The organism is Neorickettsia findlayensis, from assembly GCF_009856525.1.
Lineage (GTDB): Bacteria > Pseudomonadota > Alphaproteobacteria > Rickettsiales > Anaplasmataceae > Neorickettsia > Neorickettsia findlayensis.
The window spans coordinates 568493-589262 of record NZ_CP047224.1 but is presented as its reverse complement, the minus strand read 5'-3'; the positions used below and the strand labels follow the sequence as shown (position 1 = coordinate 589262).

The window sequence follows — 20770 nt, the reverse complement described above, 5'->3', positions numbered from 1 at the left end:
TCAACCCAACTCTGGAGTAGAAATCATTAGGAGTGTAGTGGTTTGAAAAATGCTCCTAGGGCAGCTTCTTTCATTGCTTCGTTTAGATCTGGATGAGAGTGGCAGGTTCTTGCGATATCCTCTGCTGAAGCGCCATATTCCATGGCCAGCACGGCTTCAGCTATAAGTGAAGAGGCAGATGGTCCAATTATGTGGACACCAAGTATGGTATCGTGTTCATCAACTAGCATCTTTACAAAACCTTCTGTGTCGTTAGTTGTTTTGGCCCTACTATTCGCTGCAAACGGAAATTTAGAGGCTTTGTATTTTATACCTATGGCTTTTAATTCTTCTTCGGTTTTTCCTACACTTGCAACTTCTGGATGAGTATATATTACAGACGGAATCCATCCAACATGTCCCGTTCTACCTGCTAAGATTTCTGCAACAGCTACCCCTTCTTCCTCGGCTTTGTGGGCTAGCATTACACCAGGAATCACGTCCCCTATGGCGTATATTCCAGGAATGCTGGTTTGAAAATTCTTATCCACCTTTATGAAACCAGAGGGGTTCTTATCTAGCTCAATACCGATATCGGCTGAGTGTGGCTTCCTGCCAATTGCGACCAGAATTTTTTCTGCTGATATGCTTTCTCTTTTTGCATCTTTCTCAAAGGTTGCGGAAATGAACTTTTCTTTTTTTACCTCCGTAATCTTACTGGAAAGATGGAACTTGATGCCTTGTTTTATTAGTGATTTCAAAAGATAAACGCTGACTTCCCCATCTGAGGCTGCCGCGACCCTATCCGCGTATTCTATGAGAGTGACCTCAGTGCCAAGTCTTGACCAGATGGAAGCCATTTCCAGCCCTATCGCTCCACCTCCAACGATGATCATGCTTTCGGGTACAGAGTCTAGTTGTAGTGCTCCACGTGATGATAAGATATTTTTCTCATCACATTTCACAAATGGAAGCTCAGCTGCTTCAGACCCTGTTGCAATAACAATGTACTTTGCGTGTACGGTCTCAGTTTTATCAATAATGACGGACTTTTTTTCCATGTCACCCTTAACTGATATGCGGCCCGTTCCAGTAAACCGGGTAACTTTATTTTTCTTGAATAAAAACTCGATGCCTTGCGATAATTCCATTACTATTCTGGATTTATTTCCCATCATCTTTTTTAGGTTCAACCTTACATCAGAGCATTCTACTCCGAGAACATCGAAGTGCTTTTTAGCAGAGTAGTAAGCGTAGGATGAGTGAAGTAGAGCCTTAGAAGGAATACATCCTTCGTTTAAACAGGTTCCGCCTAGAGAAGCGCGTTTTTCTATACACGCAACCCTCATACCGAGTTGTGCTGCTTTTAGGCTACATACATACCCAGCAGGACCACCACCTATGACAACTACATCAAACTCTTTCTCAGACATTTTCACAAAAAAGTGATACAAGTCTGAATGGTATTACAAAAATTTTATGCTGAAAATCTTTTGCTATTTTTTGTTTTACGCCGCAACTCCTTTTTGGTTAGTTTTCTGCTGCACAGACTTGCCTTGATAAGGGGCAAAATCACTGAGAAAAAAACTGTGTACTGTCCCCTTTATTAAACATTTTAGCCAATAGTGAAATTGTGGTTTGTGTACTCTTATGGGATTTTGATGTAGAATCACGGCGCTTACTTTTGTTTTGTTGGCATAAAATTTGTCTTTTGGAGGGTACAGGATGCGAAAGTTACCTATCACTAAGGAGGGGTATTGTAAACTTCAGGAAGAATTAGACAACCTTGTCAAAGTAGTGAAGCCATCAGTTATAGCCGCAGTCGCTCAGGCAAGGGAGTTAGGTGATCTTTCTGAAAATGCTGAATACCACGAGGCCCGAAAGGAGCAAAGTTTTGTTGAAGGAAAAATAAGGGAATTGCAGTTATATCTTTCAGAGGCAGAGGTGATAGATGTTTCCCAGCTTACCGGCAAAAGGGTAAAGTTTGGTGCTTCCGTGACGCTAGAAAATATGGAAAGTGAGAATGTGCTAATCTACAAGATCGTAGGTAACCTCGAGTCTGATATAAAGGAAGGAAAAATATCTGTGTCTTCGCCAATAGGAAAGGCAGTAATGAATAAGGAAGTCGGTGAAATCGTGGAAATAGATCTCCCGAGCGGTAGGAAAACCTATAAAATCCTAAGTGTAGAATTCAGGTAAAGTTGAAGCGTCTCTTTAATACAAGAGCCATAATTGCGCGTAGGAAGCGCTTTGCTAGGGTGAATGCATCCCACTATTACCTTTTACTGGAGATATATGCACTCCTGCTTGAGAAGATAAATGGTACCTTCAGTGACGTCCTCAATTTTGGTGCCCACAGGGGGGAGCTTCTCATAAGCTTAAAAGAGTTTGAAGGTCTTTCTTTTGAGAATATCGTCCACCTGGATGTATGTCACGAAATGCTAGAATCCATTTTTGGTAAGAAGATTGTCGTCGAAGATGACAACTTTGAACTCGGGGAAAATAATTTCGATCTCGTCATAAGTGGTATGTTTATGCACCATGTGAATGATTTAGTTAATGCTTTTTCAGCTATATACAAATCCTTGAAGGTTGGTGGTATATGTCTTGTCAGTCTTTTTGGTCCTGAAACATTGCTAGAACTAAAGCAAGCTATCTTCAATGCAGACAGGGATGATGGCTTTGTGCCTAGAGTGTCTCCTTTTATTCATATTAAGGACGCAGGAAGGCTCATACAAAGAGTTGGATTTGCGCTTCCTGTTGTGACGAGTGAAAAAGTAGTCGTTGAATACTCGAGCGTAGATAAGCTTTTCACTGATATACATGCTACTGCGCAAAGTAGTGCAATTTTAGGGATCAATTATGGTATGACTACCATGAGCACTCTCAGAAAAATCATAACGGAATATAAAAGACTTTGTCCTGATGGAATCAAAGCCACATTTGAGGTGCTGGTACTTGTCGCAATGAAAGGTGCTTGAGTCTGTGCTTTTTGTATTTGCGCTGTTCAAGTGAGGTCATATTGGGTGCTTTCACCTAAATAAGACGAAATATGTTAAGCCAATGCAGAAATGGTCAGCATTGGTACTGTAGTTGAATCAGATAAATAGTTTAACTCAAATGAGACAACGTATTATTTAGACGGTACAGAAGTAGATAGTGTATAGCTACTATCCATTGAGTCAGATAAATAATCTAGTCGGAATGGGCTGTAAATGTGTTTAGACACCATATGATATGGGAGGGTATGCTTCATGTCAAACGATATTTTGTCAGTGCCGCAAAAGCTGTGTACTTGTTGTGTTATAGGTAGTTAGCAAGTTATGCGCGGTAGAAGAAGTAATTCGATATCATTGTTCATTTCAAATTGATAAGATATTGACGATCGAAGGTTTTCAGTATGGAAGAATGCGTGATATACACCGATGGTGCATGTTTGGGTAATCCGGGTCCCGGTGGTTGGGCTGCCATGATAATTCAGAGAGGTGTTGGCGAAAAGATAATTTCTGGGAGAGAAGCGGATAGCACAAATAACAGGATGGAGTTGCTTGCTGTAATAAAAGCTCTGGAGTCGTTTGATCAAAAAGGAAAAAGAGTCACTGTGTACACGGATAGTACTTATGTCTATAGAGGTATCACTGTTTGGATAAAGAGTTGGATGAAAAACAACTGGCGTAACTCCTCAGGGGGAGCTGTGAAAAACAAGGAAATGTGGGTCAGGCTACATGCAGTTGCGGCCGAACATACTATACGATGGTTGTGGGTTAAAGCTCATAACGGTGATCATTATAACGAAATTGTTGATAGAGCGGCGAGAAAAGAAGCTGCTTCTTTTACGAATTGCGACCCTGAATAAAGTTTTTATTACATGTTTTATATATGGTCATTAGTGATTATTTCTTCCAATGAAAGAACCGCGGTGTCTTATTAGGACTTCCCAGTACTAAGAATTGCAACCTAATTTTTATTTGGTGTCGAGTGAAACGGTCTTTCAATGCTATCCCCTCTGTGTGATCTTTGAATAAGCAAAGCTTCACAATAAGCAAAGTGCAAGACATGCATTTTAGACATCAAATAGTCCAGAGCACTAAAAATGAATTTGGCGGTCTGACGTAGCTGTGGGCAGTGAGTTTATGTGACCGGAATTCATCCAAAAAAGCTATTTTGCTTTTCCGATGGTTTACTAGTGTGAAAGTTTGGAAGCTTTTGCTTGTATACAATTCTTGATTTGTTCTTGTTTTTTACTTACGCATGGTGCTAAACTGCCTCCTGATTCTATTTTAGCAGTCTTGATATGGATTTTGGTCTCCGGGATAAGCGTATACTGGTTACTGGAGCATCTGGAGGTATAGGAGAAGCATTAGTTAAGTCTCTTCATGCTTTTGGGGCCAGACTTGTTATCTCAGGTACTAAAGAGGCAAAATTACATGCCCTGAACGGAAGTATTGATGGCGGTGCGCATGTTGTCACGCAGGACCTTTCGGATTTGGGGAATGTGCACCTGCTCATAGAGAGTTGTAAAGAAAAACTGGGTGGCCTAGATGGGTTAGTGTGTAATGCTGGAATGACAAACGATAAATTATCTCTGCGTATGGGGCTGGACTCATGGCAGGAAGTAATTGATGTTAATCTGACAGCGAGCTTTATCCTTAATAAGGGTGCTGCGGCACTAATGATGCGTCAAAAATATGGGAGAATAGTGAATATTTCGTCGGTTGTCGCGGTAATGGGGAACCCAGGTCAAGCAAATTACTGTGCAGCAAAAGCTGGGATCATAGGTATGTCAAAAAGTTTTGCTCGTGAGTTTGCGTCGAAGGGCGTACTTGTGAATTGCATTGCACCCGGCTTTATAAAGACTAACATGACAGATAAACTCACAGAAGAACAAATTGCTCAAGTGCTTCCTACTATTCCGATGAAGCGGGTCGGATTACCGGAGGAACTGTGTGGCATTGTCGCGTTTCTCCTTAGTGATATGGCAAGCTATATTACAGGACAGACTTTCCACGTGAACGGTGGAATGTTAATGGTATAGTTTTTATATATCTGAAAATATCTCTAATTTTTTGTGTATAAGCGGGCTTGTCTTTCTATCGGATGAGCTGCTTTTTTTACACTGGAGAATCCTCGGCTTTCTCAGGTGAAGTTTTTATTATGAGTGGTTTTGAATGGCATTATCGTGTATACTTCCACCTGTTTTTGGATATCCCTTGTGTGATGCGTAAGCTCCCTCTTTTGTTTGCAGCTCTTCTGCTGTCTAGTAACTTGGCGGCTGCTGATTTAAAGATCGCGTTGGCCGATGTAAATGTCATTTTTGAAAATTCTTCAGAAGCGTCTGCGCTTATGGAAGACATAAAGGCAAGGCAGGCCGTTGTACGGGAGAAGTTTATTTCTACTAGGACTGCGATAGAGGAAAAGTATAAAGAGCTTGAAAAGCAAAGAGATGTTCTTTCGAAAGAGGCATTTGATGAGAAGGCAAAGGCTCTTTCAACTGAGGTCTCTTCGGCTGAAAAGGATGCTGCAAAGAGTGCTTCCGAGATCGAGAATGACTATATGTCGCGTGTGGAGGAGATAGGGAAGAAAGTAAAGTCATTTGTCGATGACTATGCTGTTAAAGAGAAATTTGACTTGGTGCTGAATGCAAATCAGGTGTTGTACCATTCTGCTACAGTTGTTGACATCACGGGTGAGCTTGTCGCGAGACTGAATCCTGATGAAAGCCGTATTGAGTCTAATTCTATGTCCTCTGAAATAAAATCTGATTCCAATGGTAGTCTTTCTCAGCAAGGTGAATCGAAAAAGAAATCATCTAGAGGTAACAAAAAGTAAGTTTTGATGGATGCTAGGGACGTTTTGTTATCTCGTGAAGAGATAAAAAAGAAGATTCCTCATAGGGATCCTTTTTTATTCTTGGATGAGGTAGTGAAGATTGACAGGGAATCTCAGTCCATAGTTTGCCGATGGAAGCCTGGTTCTGATGCCTGGTTTTTTCAAGGGCACTTTCCTGGTTTTCCGATTACTCCGGGTGTGTTGCTCATTGAGGCGCTTGCCCAGGCCGCTGGTGTATACGCCATGATGAGTGTTGAAGAGAAGTACCATAAGAAACCATTCTTTTTTGCCTCTATTGAAAAAGCGAAGTTCAAAAAGCCTGTTTTGCCCGATACTCAGATTCTCCTAAGTGCAACTTTGTTAAAGAAATCAATGAGTTTCTGGAAGTTTGAAGCTGGAGCTTATGTAGCTGATGAGCTCTGTGTAGAGGCGACAATTATGGCGACAATCCAGTCAGAATAATGGGTAAAATATTTGTCTGTTTTCTTGCTCATTCGAACAAGTGAATATGTTGTTTGTGTACGCTTTTCACAGGTGTCTGACCTGGGTTTTCCTTTAGCGACCTTGTTGGTAGAGATGTGCAGGTTTTCCTATATGATTGTTGTTCTCTTGCCTCAAACAGTAAGCGCTGTGTTAGAGTTTTTAGGAGTGCTATAGTGAAAAAATGTGAAGACGTTTTGTGACTAGCGCGGATTTTTTCTTTTAACTGTAATGTCTGTTGGGCGCGGTTTTCCAAAGGTTGAGGAACTGTATGATATCGAAAAATTGGGAGTGCTACATGCAAATTTTTTACGTTCACTCAAGGAGCCGGTGAGAGACATAGTTTCACTTGCATCTGCTGTAGAAGCTTTCATAGTGAAACTCTTCCGCATAGAAGAGGTATTTGAGGAAAAAGCTAATTCCATAAGAAGAGCGAACGCAATACATCTCTGCAAGCGGAGTTTTATTGAGAGGATCGCTTTAAGAGAATATACAAAAACAATACCTTTCCCTACGGTAGAACAAAAACTAAAAACCGTTCTGAACCTACCCAAGTTTGATGAAGTCTTGTATGCAGAAAAAGTCCTTGAATGGCTCAAGGAGCGAGAAAAATATTCAGTAGAGTTGGATCTTGCTGCTCAGTATGCATTATATATGGTTGAAGCTGTAGACAAGACGGATAGCACTTTCCATGGTCCAGAGAAAACTTACCGGTGTCGTGCTGGTGCAGCTTTATCACACTGTTTTCCCAAAGAATATCGTGGTGGTTTATTTCATTTGCCTAAAAAGCTTGATTTTGAATCACTTATACAATTCGAGCGTGTTGAAAGGGATGGATTGATTATCCTAGAAAAGAGTGTGTATAAATCGCGTAATGGTTTTCAATTAGCTGATTCTGGATTAGATGAAATTTCCAGCGTGGATCAAGCTTGTTATTGCTTGATATGTCATGTTCGCAAAAAGGATACCTGCAGAACCGGGTTTTCCTCACCAGGGGTAGGGTATAGAAAATCAGCATTGGGAATAGCACAAAAGGGATGTCCTTTGGGGCAGAGGATTTCCGAGATGAACAAGTTGTATTCCGAGGGTAGAATTGTTGCCGCGTTAGCTGTTGTAACACTCGATAATCCTATGTGTGCTGCAACGGGATACAGAATTTGTAACGATTGTATGCGTTCATGTATTTATCAGAAGCAGGAACCAGTTAATATTCCGGGAATAGAAACTGCAATTCTGGATGCTGTTCTAGAGTTACCGTTTGGCTTTGAAATCTATAGCCTTCTAACAAGGTGGAATCCTTTACGTCCTAACAAGCAGCTTCCCCAGAAACTCTCGGGTCAAAAGGTGCTCATTTCTGGTTCTGGTCCAGCTGGTTTCACTCTAGCACATTATCTCCTCAATGAGGGACACACAGTAGTTTTGGTAGATGGTGTTAAAATAGAGTCTTTACCATCAAAGTATACAGGAAGATTGGATTGGGAATACAAAAGTTCTTGCTCAGCTGAGCAGGCTTTATCCGGGACCCCAATATTAAACGGCACAGAGGATCCTGATCCAGCAGGGAAGGATTCGTGTTCAGCAGAGATTGTTTCCCTTACAGATGGGTGTTCAGTCAGAAGTAAGAAGGATTTTGTGCTGATCAAGGATATTCATGAGCTCTACGAGAATCTTGATGAGAGAGTTGTTCAAGGGTTTGGCGGAGTTATAGAATACGGTATTACGGTTAGATGGAATAAGAATTATCTCAAGCTGATAAGATTACTTCTTGAGAGAAGGGAGAACTTTCATGTTTTTGGTGGTGTGAGATTTGGCTCCAACCTTACTATTGAGGATTGTAACAAATTAGGGTTTGGGCATGTTGCTTTATGTGTTGGTAGCGGTAGTCCCAATATTCCTAATATAACTAATATTCTCGCTAGAGGCGTACGGTTTGCCTCAGATTTTTTAATGACACTACAACTCAGTGGAGCATTTAAAAAGGATTCAGTTGCCTGCCTGCAAATGCGTATGCCTGTAGTTGTCATAGGTGGGGGACTTACTGCTGTAGATTCCGCAACAGAGGCTCTTGTTTACTACAAGGTTCAGGTCGAGAAATTTTTACAAAGATATGACTACTTAGTCAGTATATACGGTGTTCCAGAAGTAGAAAAAAATTGGAACGAAGAGGAAAAGCTAATAGCATATGAATTTGTCTCACATGCTAGAGAGCTCAGAAAAACCCAAAATAAGACACAATTTCTTAAATCGCTTGGCGGTGTGAAGATAGTTTATCGTAAGCGAATAGAGGACAGTCCAGCATATCGTATAAATTACGAAGAACTCAATAATGCGTTGTGTGAGGGAGTGGAGTTCATCGAAGAAGTTGAACCATTAGAAATTCTTCTAGATCAATATGCGTCCGCAAAAGAGGTAGTCTGTCTTCAAAGGGGTAAGAGAATTACAATAAGTGCAAGGAGTATTATTGTAGCAGCAGGGACTAAACCCAGTACAGCTCTGAAGGACGCATTTCCCCTATGGTACGGTGGCCTAGAATCTAATATCACTTTTTTTGGTGATCTAGATCAGAATTATGCTGGGAGCGTTGTTGGTGCGATGGCTAGTGCAAAAGATAAGTATCATCTCATAACAGAGAAGCTGTTGAAAAATCCTCCTTTAGAAATGTGTGAAACTCTATCCGCTTACTATGAATCCAGCAATACGTGTAGCAATGGTGAGGTTTCTAGTAAATCAAAAACGGGAGATCCATCTTGTTATGGATCCGTAGGTTCTATGATAGGATCTCGCGCTCTGCATATATCTAATGATATTAGTGTTGGCATATCAGATCTTAGTCCATGTGGTTTTCAGAGAGCATTAAGTGATGCTAATCAAGGTGAGTATAAGGTCGAGGAGAATAATTACACCTTGGATTGTAGTGAGACCAATAACTACTGTGAAATCTCCGCAAAAGAGTCTACTGTTGATAGGCACGTTGTTAATGATTACTCTCCCGAGATTGATAACGAAAGATTTCTAAGGATGATGGAGCATCTGCTCAAGGCAGAGGTGCTGGAAGTAGTAACTCTCTCAAATAATATTTATGAGCTCCGTATTTGTGCGCCACTTCCTGCTAAGAATTTCATGCCCGGACAGTTCTACAAACTGCAGAACTTTAATTACCCTTTTGAGATAGAAGCTATAGCTTTGACCGGATCCTATGTTGACAAAACCAACGGTGTTATCTCGCTCATTGTGATAGAGGTAGGCGCATCTTCGTATTTATGTAAGTTCCTTAAAGTGGGCGAAAGTGTTGTTCTCACTGGTCCACTAGGCACACCTACTGAGATTCCTGCAAATGAAAATGTTCTTCTCATTGGAGGGGGACTTGGTAATGCAGTGTTATTCTCTGTAGCTGAAGCAATGAAAAAAAATGGTTGTAATGTACTTTATTTTTCTGGTTACAAAAAGTTGAGCGATCGTTTCAAAGTGGACATGATAGAGACTTTTTCAGATTGTGTTGTCTGGGTTTGCGATGAAGGGAAATTTCCTTCTAATAGGTCTTGCGATGTTTCTCTTATGGGTAACATGATAATCGCTCTTGAAAAGTACGTCAGAAGAGAAATATTGCTTCCTATAAAAGCTGAAGCACTTGACCGTATTATTACAATAGGTTCAGATTCGTTGATGTCTGCTGTACAAAGGTTTGTTGCTAAGTATAGACACATTCTCAAACCCACCCTAAAAGCGATTGCATCGATTAACTCGCCGATGCAATGTATGATGCAAGGTATATGTGCTCAGTGTATACAGAGGAGATACATCAATGGGAAAGAAGAGTACGTATATAGTTGTGTCAACCAAGATCAGAATATGGAGATTACGGACTTTCACTTTCTCTCCCAAAGACTAAAACAGAATTCCCTAACAGAAAAATTAAATTACTTGTATTGTAAGTCCCAGATGGAGCAAAAATAGCGTTGTACTTCTTTTGTGTGGTCTGTCAAATGCAAAATTTGCATTATAATGCTTGGGTGGGAAAAATAGTGTGCATATTCCTCCTGTTCCAGGATCCGTTGAACGCGAGATAGCGTATTGTGCATAGTTATTAGCCGCCGTTGAAGGTAGATCGGTTGCTCAAAATTTTCTTATCTTTCTCATCTATACTCAGTAAGAAGTGGTAGCTTACTTTTACACGCACAACCCGATCATGGAGGATAATTTCGGTTTATTCCTCCATATGTATATGCTCTAGAGTGTATTCCTTAAAGGTGTTCAGCGCAAAAAAAGGGCGTGTTTAGGAGATTTTTTATCGTCACTGTGATAAAATTTACGCAGGCGTTTTTGAAAATTTAGTTAAGGATTATGGAAGGCTCAGATGGTGGTGGCATGGGTTCAGTGCAGCAGGCAATGATTCAATCCAAAATGGCTAAAGAAGGTGGTAGTGGAGGTGTTGTAAACATTGCTGAAGCAGTAAAGGGCCTTAACACGAGTGTTGTTTCTGCACAGACTGGTAATATCGATCAAGCTGGGCAGCAGTGTAGTGGTGCAATGGGTCTTTTGTCCGGGAATATCTGTGAAGGGATGCTAAAACTCTCTGATCTGAGTACATTTGGTTTACCAGATGTGGTGGGTCAAGCTAAAGAGTTACAATCAGAGTTAGCCCAGCAGGCCCAAAGGGTGGCTGGTGTGCTGAGGCTTGAGGGTGTTTCTCCACCTGCTCCTCAAAGTGAGGGTCCGGTTTTGTCACCTGATTCTACACCTAGTTTGGGACCGAGCGCAGGCCGGGGTATTGATCATTAATGCTGCAGCTGAATTCCGTGAATTATGAGTGGTTTACTTCATTCCCGTAACCTTCGGCAGTATGTTTGCTATCTAGCGGAGGTTTCCAAATGGGAAACTATTGCGGTGGGGGATCATATTATCGTTTATAATGGTGTCAAGGATTCTTTATTCAACTATGTGTTCTGCTCAAATGCAGTAACCGAGTCTGAATTTGTAACGATCCTGGGACATCTTAATGAGAGGGGCTGGGACATGTCCTGGGCCGTCGAGCCAAGTATGAGTGTTCTAAAAATGTACCTTGGTAAGTATAATATCAGACGCACAAGTAACCCGAAAAAAGCTTTCCTAGATCTTTCAAGATATACAATACATTCTAGTAAGAGTAATGTTTCTATAAAATTTAAGCCAATCTCTACCCTAGAAGAAGTACAGTTATTTGATGAGTTATCGTCGAGAATCTTCTGGCATAGGCCCGGAATATTGGTCCCATCATTTCGAGGTATAGGAGAAGCTGATCCGGATAGACTTCGGTTCTTTCTTGTTTCCTTAGATAGCAAAATCGTGGGTGTATGTGGTTTCTATCTTGATGAACGCGTGGCGTGTTTTTATGCTGATGGCGTGCTCCAGGAGTATAGACAGTGTGGTATAGGAATGCAATTGGTTCTACAGCGGCTCGCCTTGGTGAAGGAACTAGGTTGCGATGCAGCAATTGCGCATTGTATCAATCCAATTTCTGAGAGCTTATACAGAAAAATGGGTTTCAGGATGCTTGGTGGACTTGGACTATACTACTCAAGGTGTCTCTGAATATATTCCGACGTTTTTCTAATAAATTTGTACGCGCTTTTGCCCTTTGTATTGTTCTGGGTGTTATATTTTCGTTGGAGCGAGCAGGTTAATCTCCAATTAGGCGTTATTGAGTATACATCGAGTTTACATCTACTTACTCATTATGTAGCGTCAAGAACCATATTTTCACAGAAATGAGAAAATGCACTTGTGACTGGATCTCGTTTGGTAAACAAAACTCGGTGCGTTTTTTCGTATGATGCTAAGAAAAGTATTTCTAGAGAAGTAAAAAAGTGGGCTGCAATTAGGCCCAATAAGTATATATCAATAAGCTTGATATATTAGGTGCACCACGTGATCCCACATTTTCCATAAATCTGTTATGTGTTTTTAAAACAACTTTTACAGCAATCCGTACACGTTACTTCTCCTTCTAATTGCGCCGCTGGTGCTTGCTCACTTGATGGAACATAGGGCTTTCCGCTCTGAGGAAAAGGTCCAAAAGGATTCTCAACTCTCGCCGCTCCTCTGAGTTTTTTTAGGAATATCAGCGGTTCAGTTTTCAGGCTTTGCTGGTTAGCAGCACCGCTCTTTTCGTGTGCATCACCTTTTCCTTCCCTGACGCCTGAGTCACCTTGGCCTTGACTTTCGCGTTCATGTGATTTTTCCATATTTTTAATGCAAGCATGCTGCTGTGGAGTCATGAAATGTAGTAACGGCAATGGCTTTAGATGTTTTGGTCTAGGCATAATATATACTGTCTGTGTACAAATCCTATTATGAGGTTTAATTTATCAAAAGTAAATTAATTTTTTTACTATTTTATTGAGTGCTACCGGAAAAATTCCTCAGTTAATCATGATTTCGGCACCTTAAGGTCACACTTATATTGCTGAGTGATAAAGCGTCTTTAGAGTACCCATGCTGCTAGTTGGCTAGATAGTGCTTTTTGAAGTATTAGGGTGCTCCTGTATCGTGCATTTGCTCTCTTTCCTCTGATTCGGGATAGTTAATATTTCCCCGTGGTGGTTGCTCTGCTTCTTGTATATCAATTCCCAATCCTAGAATACACCACGTGCATAAAAAGCAGAGCAACATGGAAAGTGGGAATAGCACAAGATGTAGCCCAATTTCCCCATTCCCGGGAGAGTCAATTCCGCGTTCTTGATCTAGTTCTTTTGAATCCTGAGTACGTATGGTTGGACTGATGGAAGACGAGATCATGTGATGCAATAAAAAACATACACAAGGTGTGAATAGGGCAGTAAAGGCAATGATAAAGGTGTCAGGTGAAGCTGTAATAACACCCGCGTGAGGTACATGAGGGGAATTTGTACGCCCAATATCTCCTGCAGGTGTCTCTTGTGCAGAATCATGATTGTTTTGTTGTATGGCCGCTCTTGCTTCTTGAACATCCGACTCGTCTTCTGATGTACTTAAATCAGGATGGTCATTAGGATTCCACATTTTGTCTTTTATTTGTACTCAAGATCTAGCCAAAATCACGGTTTTTATCATGTTCTTCTGTTTCTGGATCATCCAGTTCACCTGTAAGTGCCCCTCCTTCTGTATTTAAACCTCCACTCTGTAGAAATCCTCTCAGTTGTCTGCCCGATTCACCAAGGAAGCCTGACATTGCTGTTGCGAGTGCTAGTGAAGCATACAAGAACCAACCTGCCATCAACATGCTTAAGGGACTGATTTGTGGGAGAGGGCTTTCTTTTCCTTCCTCTTCTGTTTCACCCTGCATGCCTCTAGCGTGATCTCTGACTCTAATAAGCGATGCCCGAAGCAGATAATTCACACAAAAGGCAAAAACAAGAAGGACGAAAACCCACTGAAGTTGTTTTGCTTCATCATCTTCTGGAACGTCTTCTTGTCGTTCTACTCCATCTGTTTGAGGGGTATCCTCTCCTCCTGCGCTGCTTGTCTCTTCCCCAGCAGCGTTGTGTTGATCCCCTACCGCTGTTCTTACGCCACGTCTTCTTCGGGTTCTCCCAGCTGCCTGTTGGTCACCATTTTGTTCCTGGTGACTCTCCTGCTCTCCTCCGGCACCTCGAGCTTGATCCTGTTTGTTCTCTTTCATATCCACACTTTCATCGTCATGAGGATCTCCATCACCTGAATTCAGTACATGTACTATTTCGTATGACCAGATTATATTGGCAGATCCTGATTAAAAACTTAGCCACGGTTCTGTTGTCTTTCCTCCATTCCAGTTACACTCGCCTCCTCAAGCTCTCCTATATTTCCCAGATTTTCGTTTCCATCTCTTCCATTTCCCAGACCACCACTTATCGCTACGAATATCGCAAAAAACCATAGGAATCCGGCCAGTAGCACGAATACTTCAGGAGCTATCAGTTCAGGAGTAGGCGTTCCACCGTCTTTGTCTGTCCCACTCCCACGACCACGCTGATTTTGTTGCCGAATTCTTGTATCTGCTTCGCGAAAGCAAAAATTACCTAGTAATGTGCACGTAACCACAATGAAATTCCGTGGGTTCCATCGACCAGCTTCCCCATTACCCGCGTCTTCCCTATGACCTCCACCATCGGAATCCTGCTCCTGTTGACCTCTCCCAGGATCCTGCGCGCCTTGATTATTGCCGGAGCCACCACCGTCTTGATTAGAGTTAGAACGTCCGCCTCTCCTCCGAACTCCACCATCGGAATTCTGCTCCTGTTGACCTCTCCCAGGATCCTGCGCGCCTTGATTATTGCCTAAGTCACCATTGTCTTGATCAGACCCATTCTCACCTGAATTTAACATATTTAATATTTTTTATATTGCCGATATATATTACTTAAAAACTCAATCAAACTCTATCCCTCTTTCTTCTTCACTTACCTCAGGGTCTTGAAGTGGTCCTTGAGGAGGCCCATCGCCGCTGTTATCTCTTTCTTGATCTGCAATAGGAGTTATCGTACCAGCTGCAAGATATAGTCCAAGTAGTAAATACAACACGAAAAAGACGCTCAGAATAAGTTGCAAGAGATCTGCAAGCAGTGATTCATTCCCGGAAGCAGGCGATCGTCTGCTTTCCGCCTGGGCAAGCTGCCCTGACGTCATATATCCTCCCCTCTCCATAAGGCTGCGAACAATCCTTCGTGAAAGAGGGTGTCTGAGATGAGCCCATGCAGCAACTAAGAATACGAATCTTAACTCACATCCAAGGGCCGCAAGATCGCATGCCTCTACTGTTAAGGCGGCAGTGTTGAATACAAACAAGGCAGCCCTGTCAATGGGATCATCAGGAGGTCCTGCGGCACCTTGTTGCTGTTGACCTCCTACAGCACCTGGCTCTTCATCACTTGGCTGCGGATTATCTTGCTGTTGACCTCCTACAGCACCTTGCTCTTCATCACTTGACTGCGGATTATCTTGCTGTTGACCTCCTACAGCACCTTGCTCTTCACCGGTTGGCTGCGGATCATCTTGCTGTGTTCCTCTCCCCGAATCTTGTGTGTGTTGATTATTGCCTAAGTCACCATTGTCTTGATTAGACCCATTCTCACCTGAACCTAACATATTTAATATTTTTTACCTTGTCACTATATACATCACTTAAAACTTAATCAAATTCCCTATCTCTTTCGTCTCCGCTTACGTCAGGGTCTTGAAGTGGTCCTTGAGGAGGCCCATCGCCGCTGTTATCTCTTCTTGGATTTGCAAAAGGGCTTCCCATACCAGTCTCAGTCCATAGTCCGAGTACTAAATGGACTACTAAAGTGGTGCACATCACAATTCGTACGAGATCCATAAGCAGTGATTCCCTCCTGCTAGAGTGTTGTCGTGTGCTTTCCACCATAGCAATCTGGTGTTGGGTAACATATCCTGTCTCCTGTAGAAGATGGCAAACAGCACGTCGTGAAAGAGGGTGTCTGAGATAGGCCCATGCAGCAACTAAGAATGCGAACCATGGTCCACCTCCAAAGGCGAGAATATTGGCCACCTCTGTTGTGATAGTGAGACCGCTGAGTAAAAATCTCCTAGCGGCGCGAATGGGATCATCAGGAGGTCCTGCGGCACCTTGCTCTTCATCACTTGACTGCGGATCGTCTTGCTGTTGACCTCCTACAGCACCTGGCTCTTCATCACTTGGCTGCGGATCGTCTTGCTGTTGACCTCCTACAGCACCTGGCTCTTCATCACTTGGCTGCGGATCGTCTTGTTGTTGACCTCCTACAGCACCTGGCTCTTCATCACTTGGCTGCGGACTGCCCTGTTCAAATGGATTATGCATTAATATTAAATATTTTATAAAAAAGTAAATAAAGGATTATATTATTAATTTATTAGAATTGAAAGCAATATCAATTTCTAACAGAACAAACGGACTGTTATGACTGCCGTAATTGTCTCTAAATAGAGGATTAGTTATTGATCCTGTGAAGTTTGTTCTTGTGGGCGGTCCTAAATTTGCTAAAGGAGGGTTCTCTTGCCCGCATTATTTGGCGGGCTAACAATGCCTTCCTCTTCCATCTTTTCAACAAGTTTTGCAGCCTTGTTATATCCAATCGAGAGTCGTCTTTGGATATAACTAATTGAGACCTTATTATCTTTCCTTACTATTTCTATTGCTTGTGTGTAGAGAGAGTTGAAATCATCGCCACCAGCAACACTGATCGCCGTATCTTCGTCTGATTCTTCTTCAAGCATGATATTTTCGTTATACTGCGGACTGCCGGATTTTTTCAGATATTCTGCAATTTTTTCTACCTCGGCATCGCTTACATAGGGTCCGTGTATTCTCACAGGTACTTGACCAGAGGCCATATACAGCATATCACCGCGCCCAAGAAGTTGTTCTGCACCCTGTTCACCAAGGATAGTCCTACTGTCAATTTTTGACGTAACTGCGAAACTGATTCTAGTTGGAAAGTTTGCCTTAATCACACCAGTAATGATGTCCACCGACGGGCGCTGTGTTGCCATTATTATGTGAATTCCCGAAGCTCTAGCCATTTGTGCTAGTCTTTGTATAGATGTTTCAATTTCCTTTCCTGCAACAAGCATCAAATCTGCCATCTCATCAACTATCACTACGATGAAGGGTAACTTCTCGAGTTCTATACTTCGTGTGCGAGTGAGTTTTTCTTTTGTTGTAGGATCTATCCCAATTGTTTCTTCATACTCAAAAAGCTTTCCTTCCTTTATAAATTCCTCGGCTTTTTTGTTGTAGCCCTCAATATTCCTCACAGAGAGTTTTGTCATGAGTCGGTAGCGTTCTTCCATTTCTTTGACTACCCACTTTAGTGCGACTACAGCCTTTTTGGGATTTATTACGACAGGCGAAAGTAAATGGGGAATATCGTTATAGATAGACAGCTCGAGCATTTTAGGGTCTATCATTATGAGTTTACATTTGTCAGGCTCAAGCTTGTATATCAATGAGAGGATCATTGCGTTTATTGCCACGGATTTCCCGGATCCCGTTGTGCCAGCAACCAAAAGATGTGGCATTCTTGCAAGGTCCACAACTACTGGTTCACCATTGATACTTTTACCAAGTGCTATGGGGAGGACTTTGTTATGTGCTTGATACTCATGTGATTCTAAGATTTCTCGCAAGAGTACAACCTCTCTGTGCTTATTTGGAAGTTCTATTCCAATTACGTTCCGTCCTGGTATGATGGAGATTCTTGCTGAGATAGCGCTCATTGTTCTTGCAACATCCGCTGAAAGAGCAATGATTGAGGACGATTTTATTCCAGCTGCTGGCTGTAGTTCGTATAGTGTTACTACAGGTCCAACTGTGATCTCGACGACTTTGCACTCTATTTTGAAGTCCTCTAATACTTTTCTCAGATTCTCACCTTCTTTTTGCGTGTCTTCCGGTTGTTTAGGCTCAGAGTTATGTTCCTTAAGTAGATCTAGCGGGGGTATTGTGTTTGTCTTGATAGGAAAAGTCCGGGGTTTGGATTTCTTTCTGATTTTGTGAGAGGCAAACTTTTCCACAAGTGAGCTTTCTTTGAAAGAGGAAAATTTGTTTGTTTTCCCGGTTTTGACATGTTCTTCAGCGGCCGGAATAGACTTCTTCTGTGAAAATGATTTTGTGCCCGATGGCTCTATTTTATCGTTGAGTGATTTTTTCTCGGGTTCAATTATAGGGGCTAAGACTTTATGAGAAGCTTTCTCCTGAATTTCAGAAGAGGTTCGAGTTTTATCTTCTTCATTTTCGTGTGGTTCTTTCTCTTTGATGAGGTTGTATGTGTATTTGACCGGAAAATCTTCTTCCCGCGTCTCGTTGTATATATGGACCTCTCGTACGACAGTGTTTTTCTTATTGTTGTGTGACTTGAGTTTTAATTTCTTCTTAAGCAGCAACAGCGGTAAAGAGGCAAGTAATTTCACAATGCTAAATGCTTTTCTTGCAACTTTTTTTACTTTCCTTATCGTGAGAAGATTGAAGATACATAGGTTCAGGATGATTATCAATGCTATCAAGAAGTATGATACGTGTGGGTGGTCGAAATAACCCGCGAGTAACGAACCTACGATTCCCCCATATGATCCAAATAGCCATTCATCCGAAGGTGGGACCTTTGATAATAATGTGATCAATATAAGAATTAACATCCCTAAAAGAATGACTTTTTCTCTGGAAAGAATGAAACTGCATACAAATAGTGTACAGAGTGGGTAGAATCCAACTCCAATTAGAGTCATCAGATAGGTTGCTGCTGACCGACCAAAAAATACGAATTTGCTGCTCTCTAACTCTGCTGCAGTGGTAAAAGAAGGTATGTCCTGACCACTTTTTAAGCTGCAAACCATTAGGAAAACCAATCCAAGTCTGCACATTATTGATAAAAGTACATAAAGAAAGTGTTTGATTTTTTTTGCCATCCTCACTAAGACCTTTCTTTGATATGGGCTAGCAGTGTAGCATCGATTGAAGGCCACTTTAAGAGAGCGAAATACCGAAAATGCACCGATAAAACGGCCTTAGAACAACCATGGAGGAGGTTATCGTGTGAATTGTGAGAATGCTATGGTAAATGCTGTACTTGTATAGAGGTATACTATTTTTGTATTGCAGTGGGCCTAGACATTGGATTTTTATAGGAACATGCTTTACTCTATACATTGCCTAACTTGCTATATAAATGTTTTCCACAATAGAAGAGGTAATACGCCAACTTAGAGAAAGAAATAGGCCCTTTATTCTTGTTGACTCCGGCGATAGGGAGAATGAGGGTGATATAGTAGTACCGGTTCAAATACTCACAAGCGAGATCATGAATTTTGTAGTTACCCACTGTCGTGGTCTTCCATGTGTCTGTGTAACCAAAAGTTTATGCGAAAAACTCGAGTTGGAGCTCATTAAGCGGTCTGGTTCGTGTGACTCATCCAATGTTGCTAGATTTGTCACTACCATCGAAGCAAAAGAAGGTGTGAGCACGGGAATATCTGTTCGTGATCGTGTGCATACCATGCGTCTATTGGTAGATGATGATGTTAGAAAGGATCATTTTGTTTCACCTGGGCATGTTTTTCCATTGATGATAGAAGAAAGGGGGTTGGCGATTCGCTCCGGGCACACTGAAGGTGCTGCGACTTTTTCTTGTTTAGCTGGTTTTAAGCCAGAATCTATGATATGCGAAATACTTGATGAAACCGGTGATGCAGCTAGATTGCCCTATTTAAGCGAGTTTGCAAAGAAGCATGATCTTTGTCTTACTAGCATAGATCTTTTAATTTCTTATCTGAAAGAGAAAGGCACTAGCATTCTCTTTTGATTAGTCAGACGATAGCTCGGTTTACCTCTGCTTTGTGGGTGGTGTTTTTGTTGTCTTATTGAGTTCCTTCGTTTGTCTGTGATCACTTATTTACTCTTGTAATGCAGCCTTTCCAGTAAGTCTGCCTCCAGCTTCGTGGGTCTGTGTGTTCTTTCTAGGGCGGTTTGTGAAGCACTGTTGTAGTGCTCTACTTTAGGTTCCTTCTGCGTAGCAGGTTTAGTGCTATCGCGTGGGTATTGCAATTTTTTTACTTCTTTTACCATATATATTGTAGATCGGTTTCTCGTTTTTGTGGAAAAGAAAGTAGCTGAAGAAATTGTTGAGGAGATAAAGCGTGCCATCAGAGAAGCGCTAGCAAGTTTCGATGGTGCCGATTCTAGATACTATCAAGAACTCTACAAGTACTTTTACAAACAACAAAAGAAGATTGCCAAAATAGCTGGTCTTCCCCTATGTACTATCGAGGAGATAGTTATGCTTGTTGGTAAGGAAAGGATTCTGCCAATTGGAAAGGAATTATTTGAAGAAGATGTCCAGTATATTGTCGAGAATCTCAATTCTTCAGATACAAGAGAGAGGGACAAGCTTAAAATTAGAGAAAAAGAACAAGAAGAGGAAAAGAAAGAAGAACAGGAAGTAGAAGAGAAACTTGAAGAAGAACTTGGAACCGATTTGTTTGCAAAGCTATCTGAAAGAAAGCAGAAGCAAGATGCAAAGGAAATTTTAAAGAAATTGCTCATTTGCATGATTGCAGCGAGGATGGATCCAAGACGTAGGGCTGGTGAAAGTATAGAATCAAATGCCCGAAGCGCGAAGATATACGGGAGGGAGGGGCAAGTTTCACTTAAAGATCTTGTTAGGGCTGGTGTTGTTAGTTCAGCCGTTTTATTGAGATTGAATGCTCAAGGAATCTCCGGTGATGCAAGTCTTTCTGTCGGTAAAATTCGATCATTTATTGCTACTCAATTTGAATCCATTATTAATCTGGTTAGGGGGGAAAATTTCGGACGACTTGCAACAAGAGTGCCAAATAAGTCTCAGGGATTGCTTACCTTAGCCAACGTTAATAATAGTCTTGGTATTTTTACTGAGAAAGCCTCAAATCTCAGTGTTGGGAATAACGTCAGTGCTGGATTCACACCTTTTGTTGATAGGAAATCTAAGGAAAGTGAGCGGGGTAGGTGAGT

The 20770-nt window shown here is 41.7% G+C and carries 18 protein-coding genes and 2 pseudogenes; 11 read left to right on the top strand and 9 right to left on the bottom strand.

The window, feature by feature from the left end:
• Positions 1–26: 26 nt before the first annotated feature.
• Positions 27–1412 (bottom strand): dihydrolipoyl dehydrogenase, encoded by a 1386-nt coding sequence (gene lpdA, locus GP480_RS02710; protein WP_160095649.1) that lies wholly within the window; start codon positions 1410–1412, stop codon positions 27–29.
• Between the two features lie 292 nt (positions 1413–1704).
• Between lpdA and greA the strand changes: the two genes are divergently transcribed.
• The 9 genes from greA to GP480_RS02665 all read left to right on the top strand — a co-directional run bounded on the left by greA (position 1705) and on the right by GP480_RS02665 (position 11856).
• Positions 1705–2178, top strand: coding sequence for a transcription elongation factor GreA (gene greA, locus GP480_RS02705; protein WP_160095647.1), 474 nt, complete (start codon positions 1705–1707; stop codon positions 2176–2178).
• 2 nt (positions 2179–2180) lie between these two features.
• Positions 2181–2960 carry a class I SAM-dependent methyltransferase gene (locus tag GP480_RS02700; protein ID WP_160095645.1) on the top strand — a complete coding sequence of 260 codons (780 nt, stop codon included), beginning with the start codon at positions 2181–2183 and terminating at the stop codon, positions 2958–2960.
• Positions 2961–3379: 419 nt separating this feature from the next.
• On the top strand, positions 3380–3835 hold the full coding sequence (gene rnhA, locus GP480_RS02695; RefSeq protein WP_160095643.1) for a ribonuclease HI: 456 nt from the start codon (positions 3380–3382) through the stop codon (positions 3833–3835).
• 438 nt (positions 3836–4273) lie between these two features.
• Complete coding sequence (gene fabG / locus GP480_RS02690; protein ID WP_160095641.1) at positions 4274–5014, top strand: 3-oxoacyl-ACP reductase FabG; 741 nt, start codon at positions 4274–4276, stop codon at positions 5012–5014.
• Positions 5015–5076: 62 nt separating this feature from the next.
• Positions 5077–5808, top strand: coding sequence for an OmpH/Skp family outer membrane protein (locus tag GP480_RS02685; RefSeq protein WP_237111307.1), 732 nt, complete (start codon positions 5077–5079; stop codon positions 5806–5808).
• 6 nt (positions 5809–5814) lie between these two features.
• Positions 5815–6270, top strand: a complete 456-nt coding sequence (fabZ, locus tag GP480_RS02680; RefSeq protein WP_160096114.1) for a 3-hydroxyacyl-ACP dehydratase FabZ — start codon at positions 5815–5817, stop codon at positions 6268–6270.
• A 249-nt stretch (positions 6271–6519) separates the two neighbouring features.
• Complete coding sequence (locus GP480_RS02675; RefSeq protein ID WP_160095639.1) at positions 6520–10242, top strand: FAD-dependent oxidoreductase; 3723 nt, start codon at positions 6520–6522, stop codon at positions 10240–10242.
• 387 nt (positions 10243–10629) lie between these two features.
• Positions 10630–11067 (top strand): hypothetical protein, encoded by a 438-nt coding sequence (locus GP480_RS02670; RefSeq protein ID WP_160095637.1) that lies wholly within the window; start codon positions 10630–10632, stop codon positions 11065–11067.
• A gap of 105 nt (positions 11068–11172) precedes the next feature.
• Entirely contained in the window at positions 11173–11856 is a 684-nt protein-coding gene (locus tag GP480_RS02665; protein ID WP_237111306.1) for a GNAT family N-acetyltransferase, read from the top strand.
• A gap of 362 nt (positions 11857–12218) precedes the next feature.
• On the opposite strand, the gene GP480_RS02660 is transcribed toward GP480_RS02665, so the two are convergent.
• The 8 genes and pseudogenes from GP480_RS02660 to GP480_RS04090 all read right to left on the bottom strand — a co-directional run.
• On the bottom strand, positions 12219–12509 hold the full coding sequence (locus GP480_RS02660; protein ID WP_160095633.1) for a hypothetical protein: 291 nt from the start codon (positions 12507–12509) through the stop codon (positions 12219–12221).
• A gap of 286 nt (positions 12510–12795) precedes the next feature.
• Entirely contained in the window at positions 12796–13305 is a 510-nt protein-coding gene (locus GP480_RS02655; protein ID WP_160095631.1) for a hypothetical protein, read from the bottom strand.
• A gap of 25 nt (positions 13306–13330) precedes the next feature.
• Positions 13331–13924 carry a hypothetical protein gene (locus tag GP480_RS02650; protein ID WP_160095629.1) on the bottom strand — a complete coding sequence of 198 codons (594 nt, stop codon included), beginning with the start codon at positions 13922–13924 and terminating at the stop codon, positions 13331–13333.
• 98 nt (positions 13925–14022) lie between these two features.
• Positions 14023–14610, bottom strand: a complete 588-nt coding sequence (locus tag GP480_RS02645; protein ID WP_160095627.1) for a hypothetical protein — start codon at positions 14608–14610, stop codon at positions 14023–14025.
• Positions 14611–14652: 42 nt separating this feature from the next.
• Entirely contained in the window at positions 14653–15369 is a 717-nt protein-coding gene (locus GP480_RS02640; protein WP_160095625.1) for a hypothetical protein, read from the bottom strand.
• Between the two features lie 43 nt (positions 15370–15412).
• Complete coding sequence (locus GP480_RS02635; protein WP_160095623.1) at positions 15413–16084, bottom strand: hypothetical protein; 672 nt, start codon at positions 16082–16084, stop codon at positions 15413–15415.
• A 179-nt stretch (positions 16085–16263) separates the two neighbouring features.
• Positions 16264–16434: pseudogene (locus GP480_RS04100) on the bottom strand (DNA translocase FtsK); the annotation flags it as partial.
• Between the two features lie 78 nt (positions 16435–16512).
• A pseudogene (locus GP480_RS04090) lies at positions 16513–18420 on the bottom strand (DNA translocase FtsK); the annotation flags it as partial.
• Between the two features lie 530 nt (positions 18421–18950).
• Here GP480_RS04090 and GP480_RS02625 point away from each other — a divergent pair.
• Both GP480_RS02625 and GP480_RS02620 read left to right on the top strand, forming a co-directional pair.
• Positions 18951–19583, top strand: coding sequence for a 3,4-dihydroxy-2-butanone-4-phosphate synthase (locus GP480_RS02625; RefSeq protein WP_160095621.1), 633 nt, complete (start codon positions 18951–18953; stop codon positions 19581–19583).
• A 291-nt stretch (positions 19584–19874) separates the two neighbouring features.
• The gene (locus tag GP480_RS02620; RefSeq protein WP_160095619.1) at positions 19875–20768 is read left to right on the top strand and encodes a hypothetical protein; all 894 of its coding nucleotides are present in this window, start codon (positions 19875–19877) and stop codon (positions 20766–20768) included.
• Positions 20769–20770 lie beyond the last annotated feature (2 nt).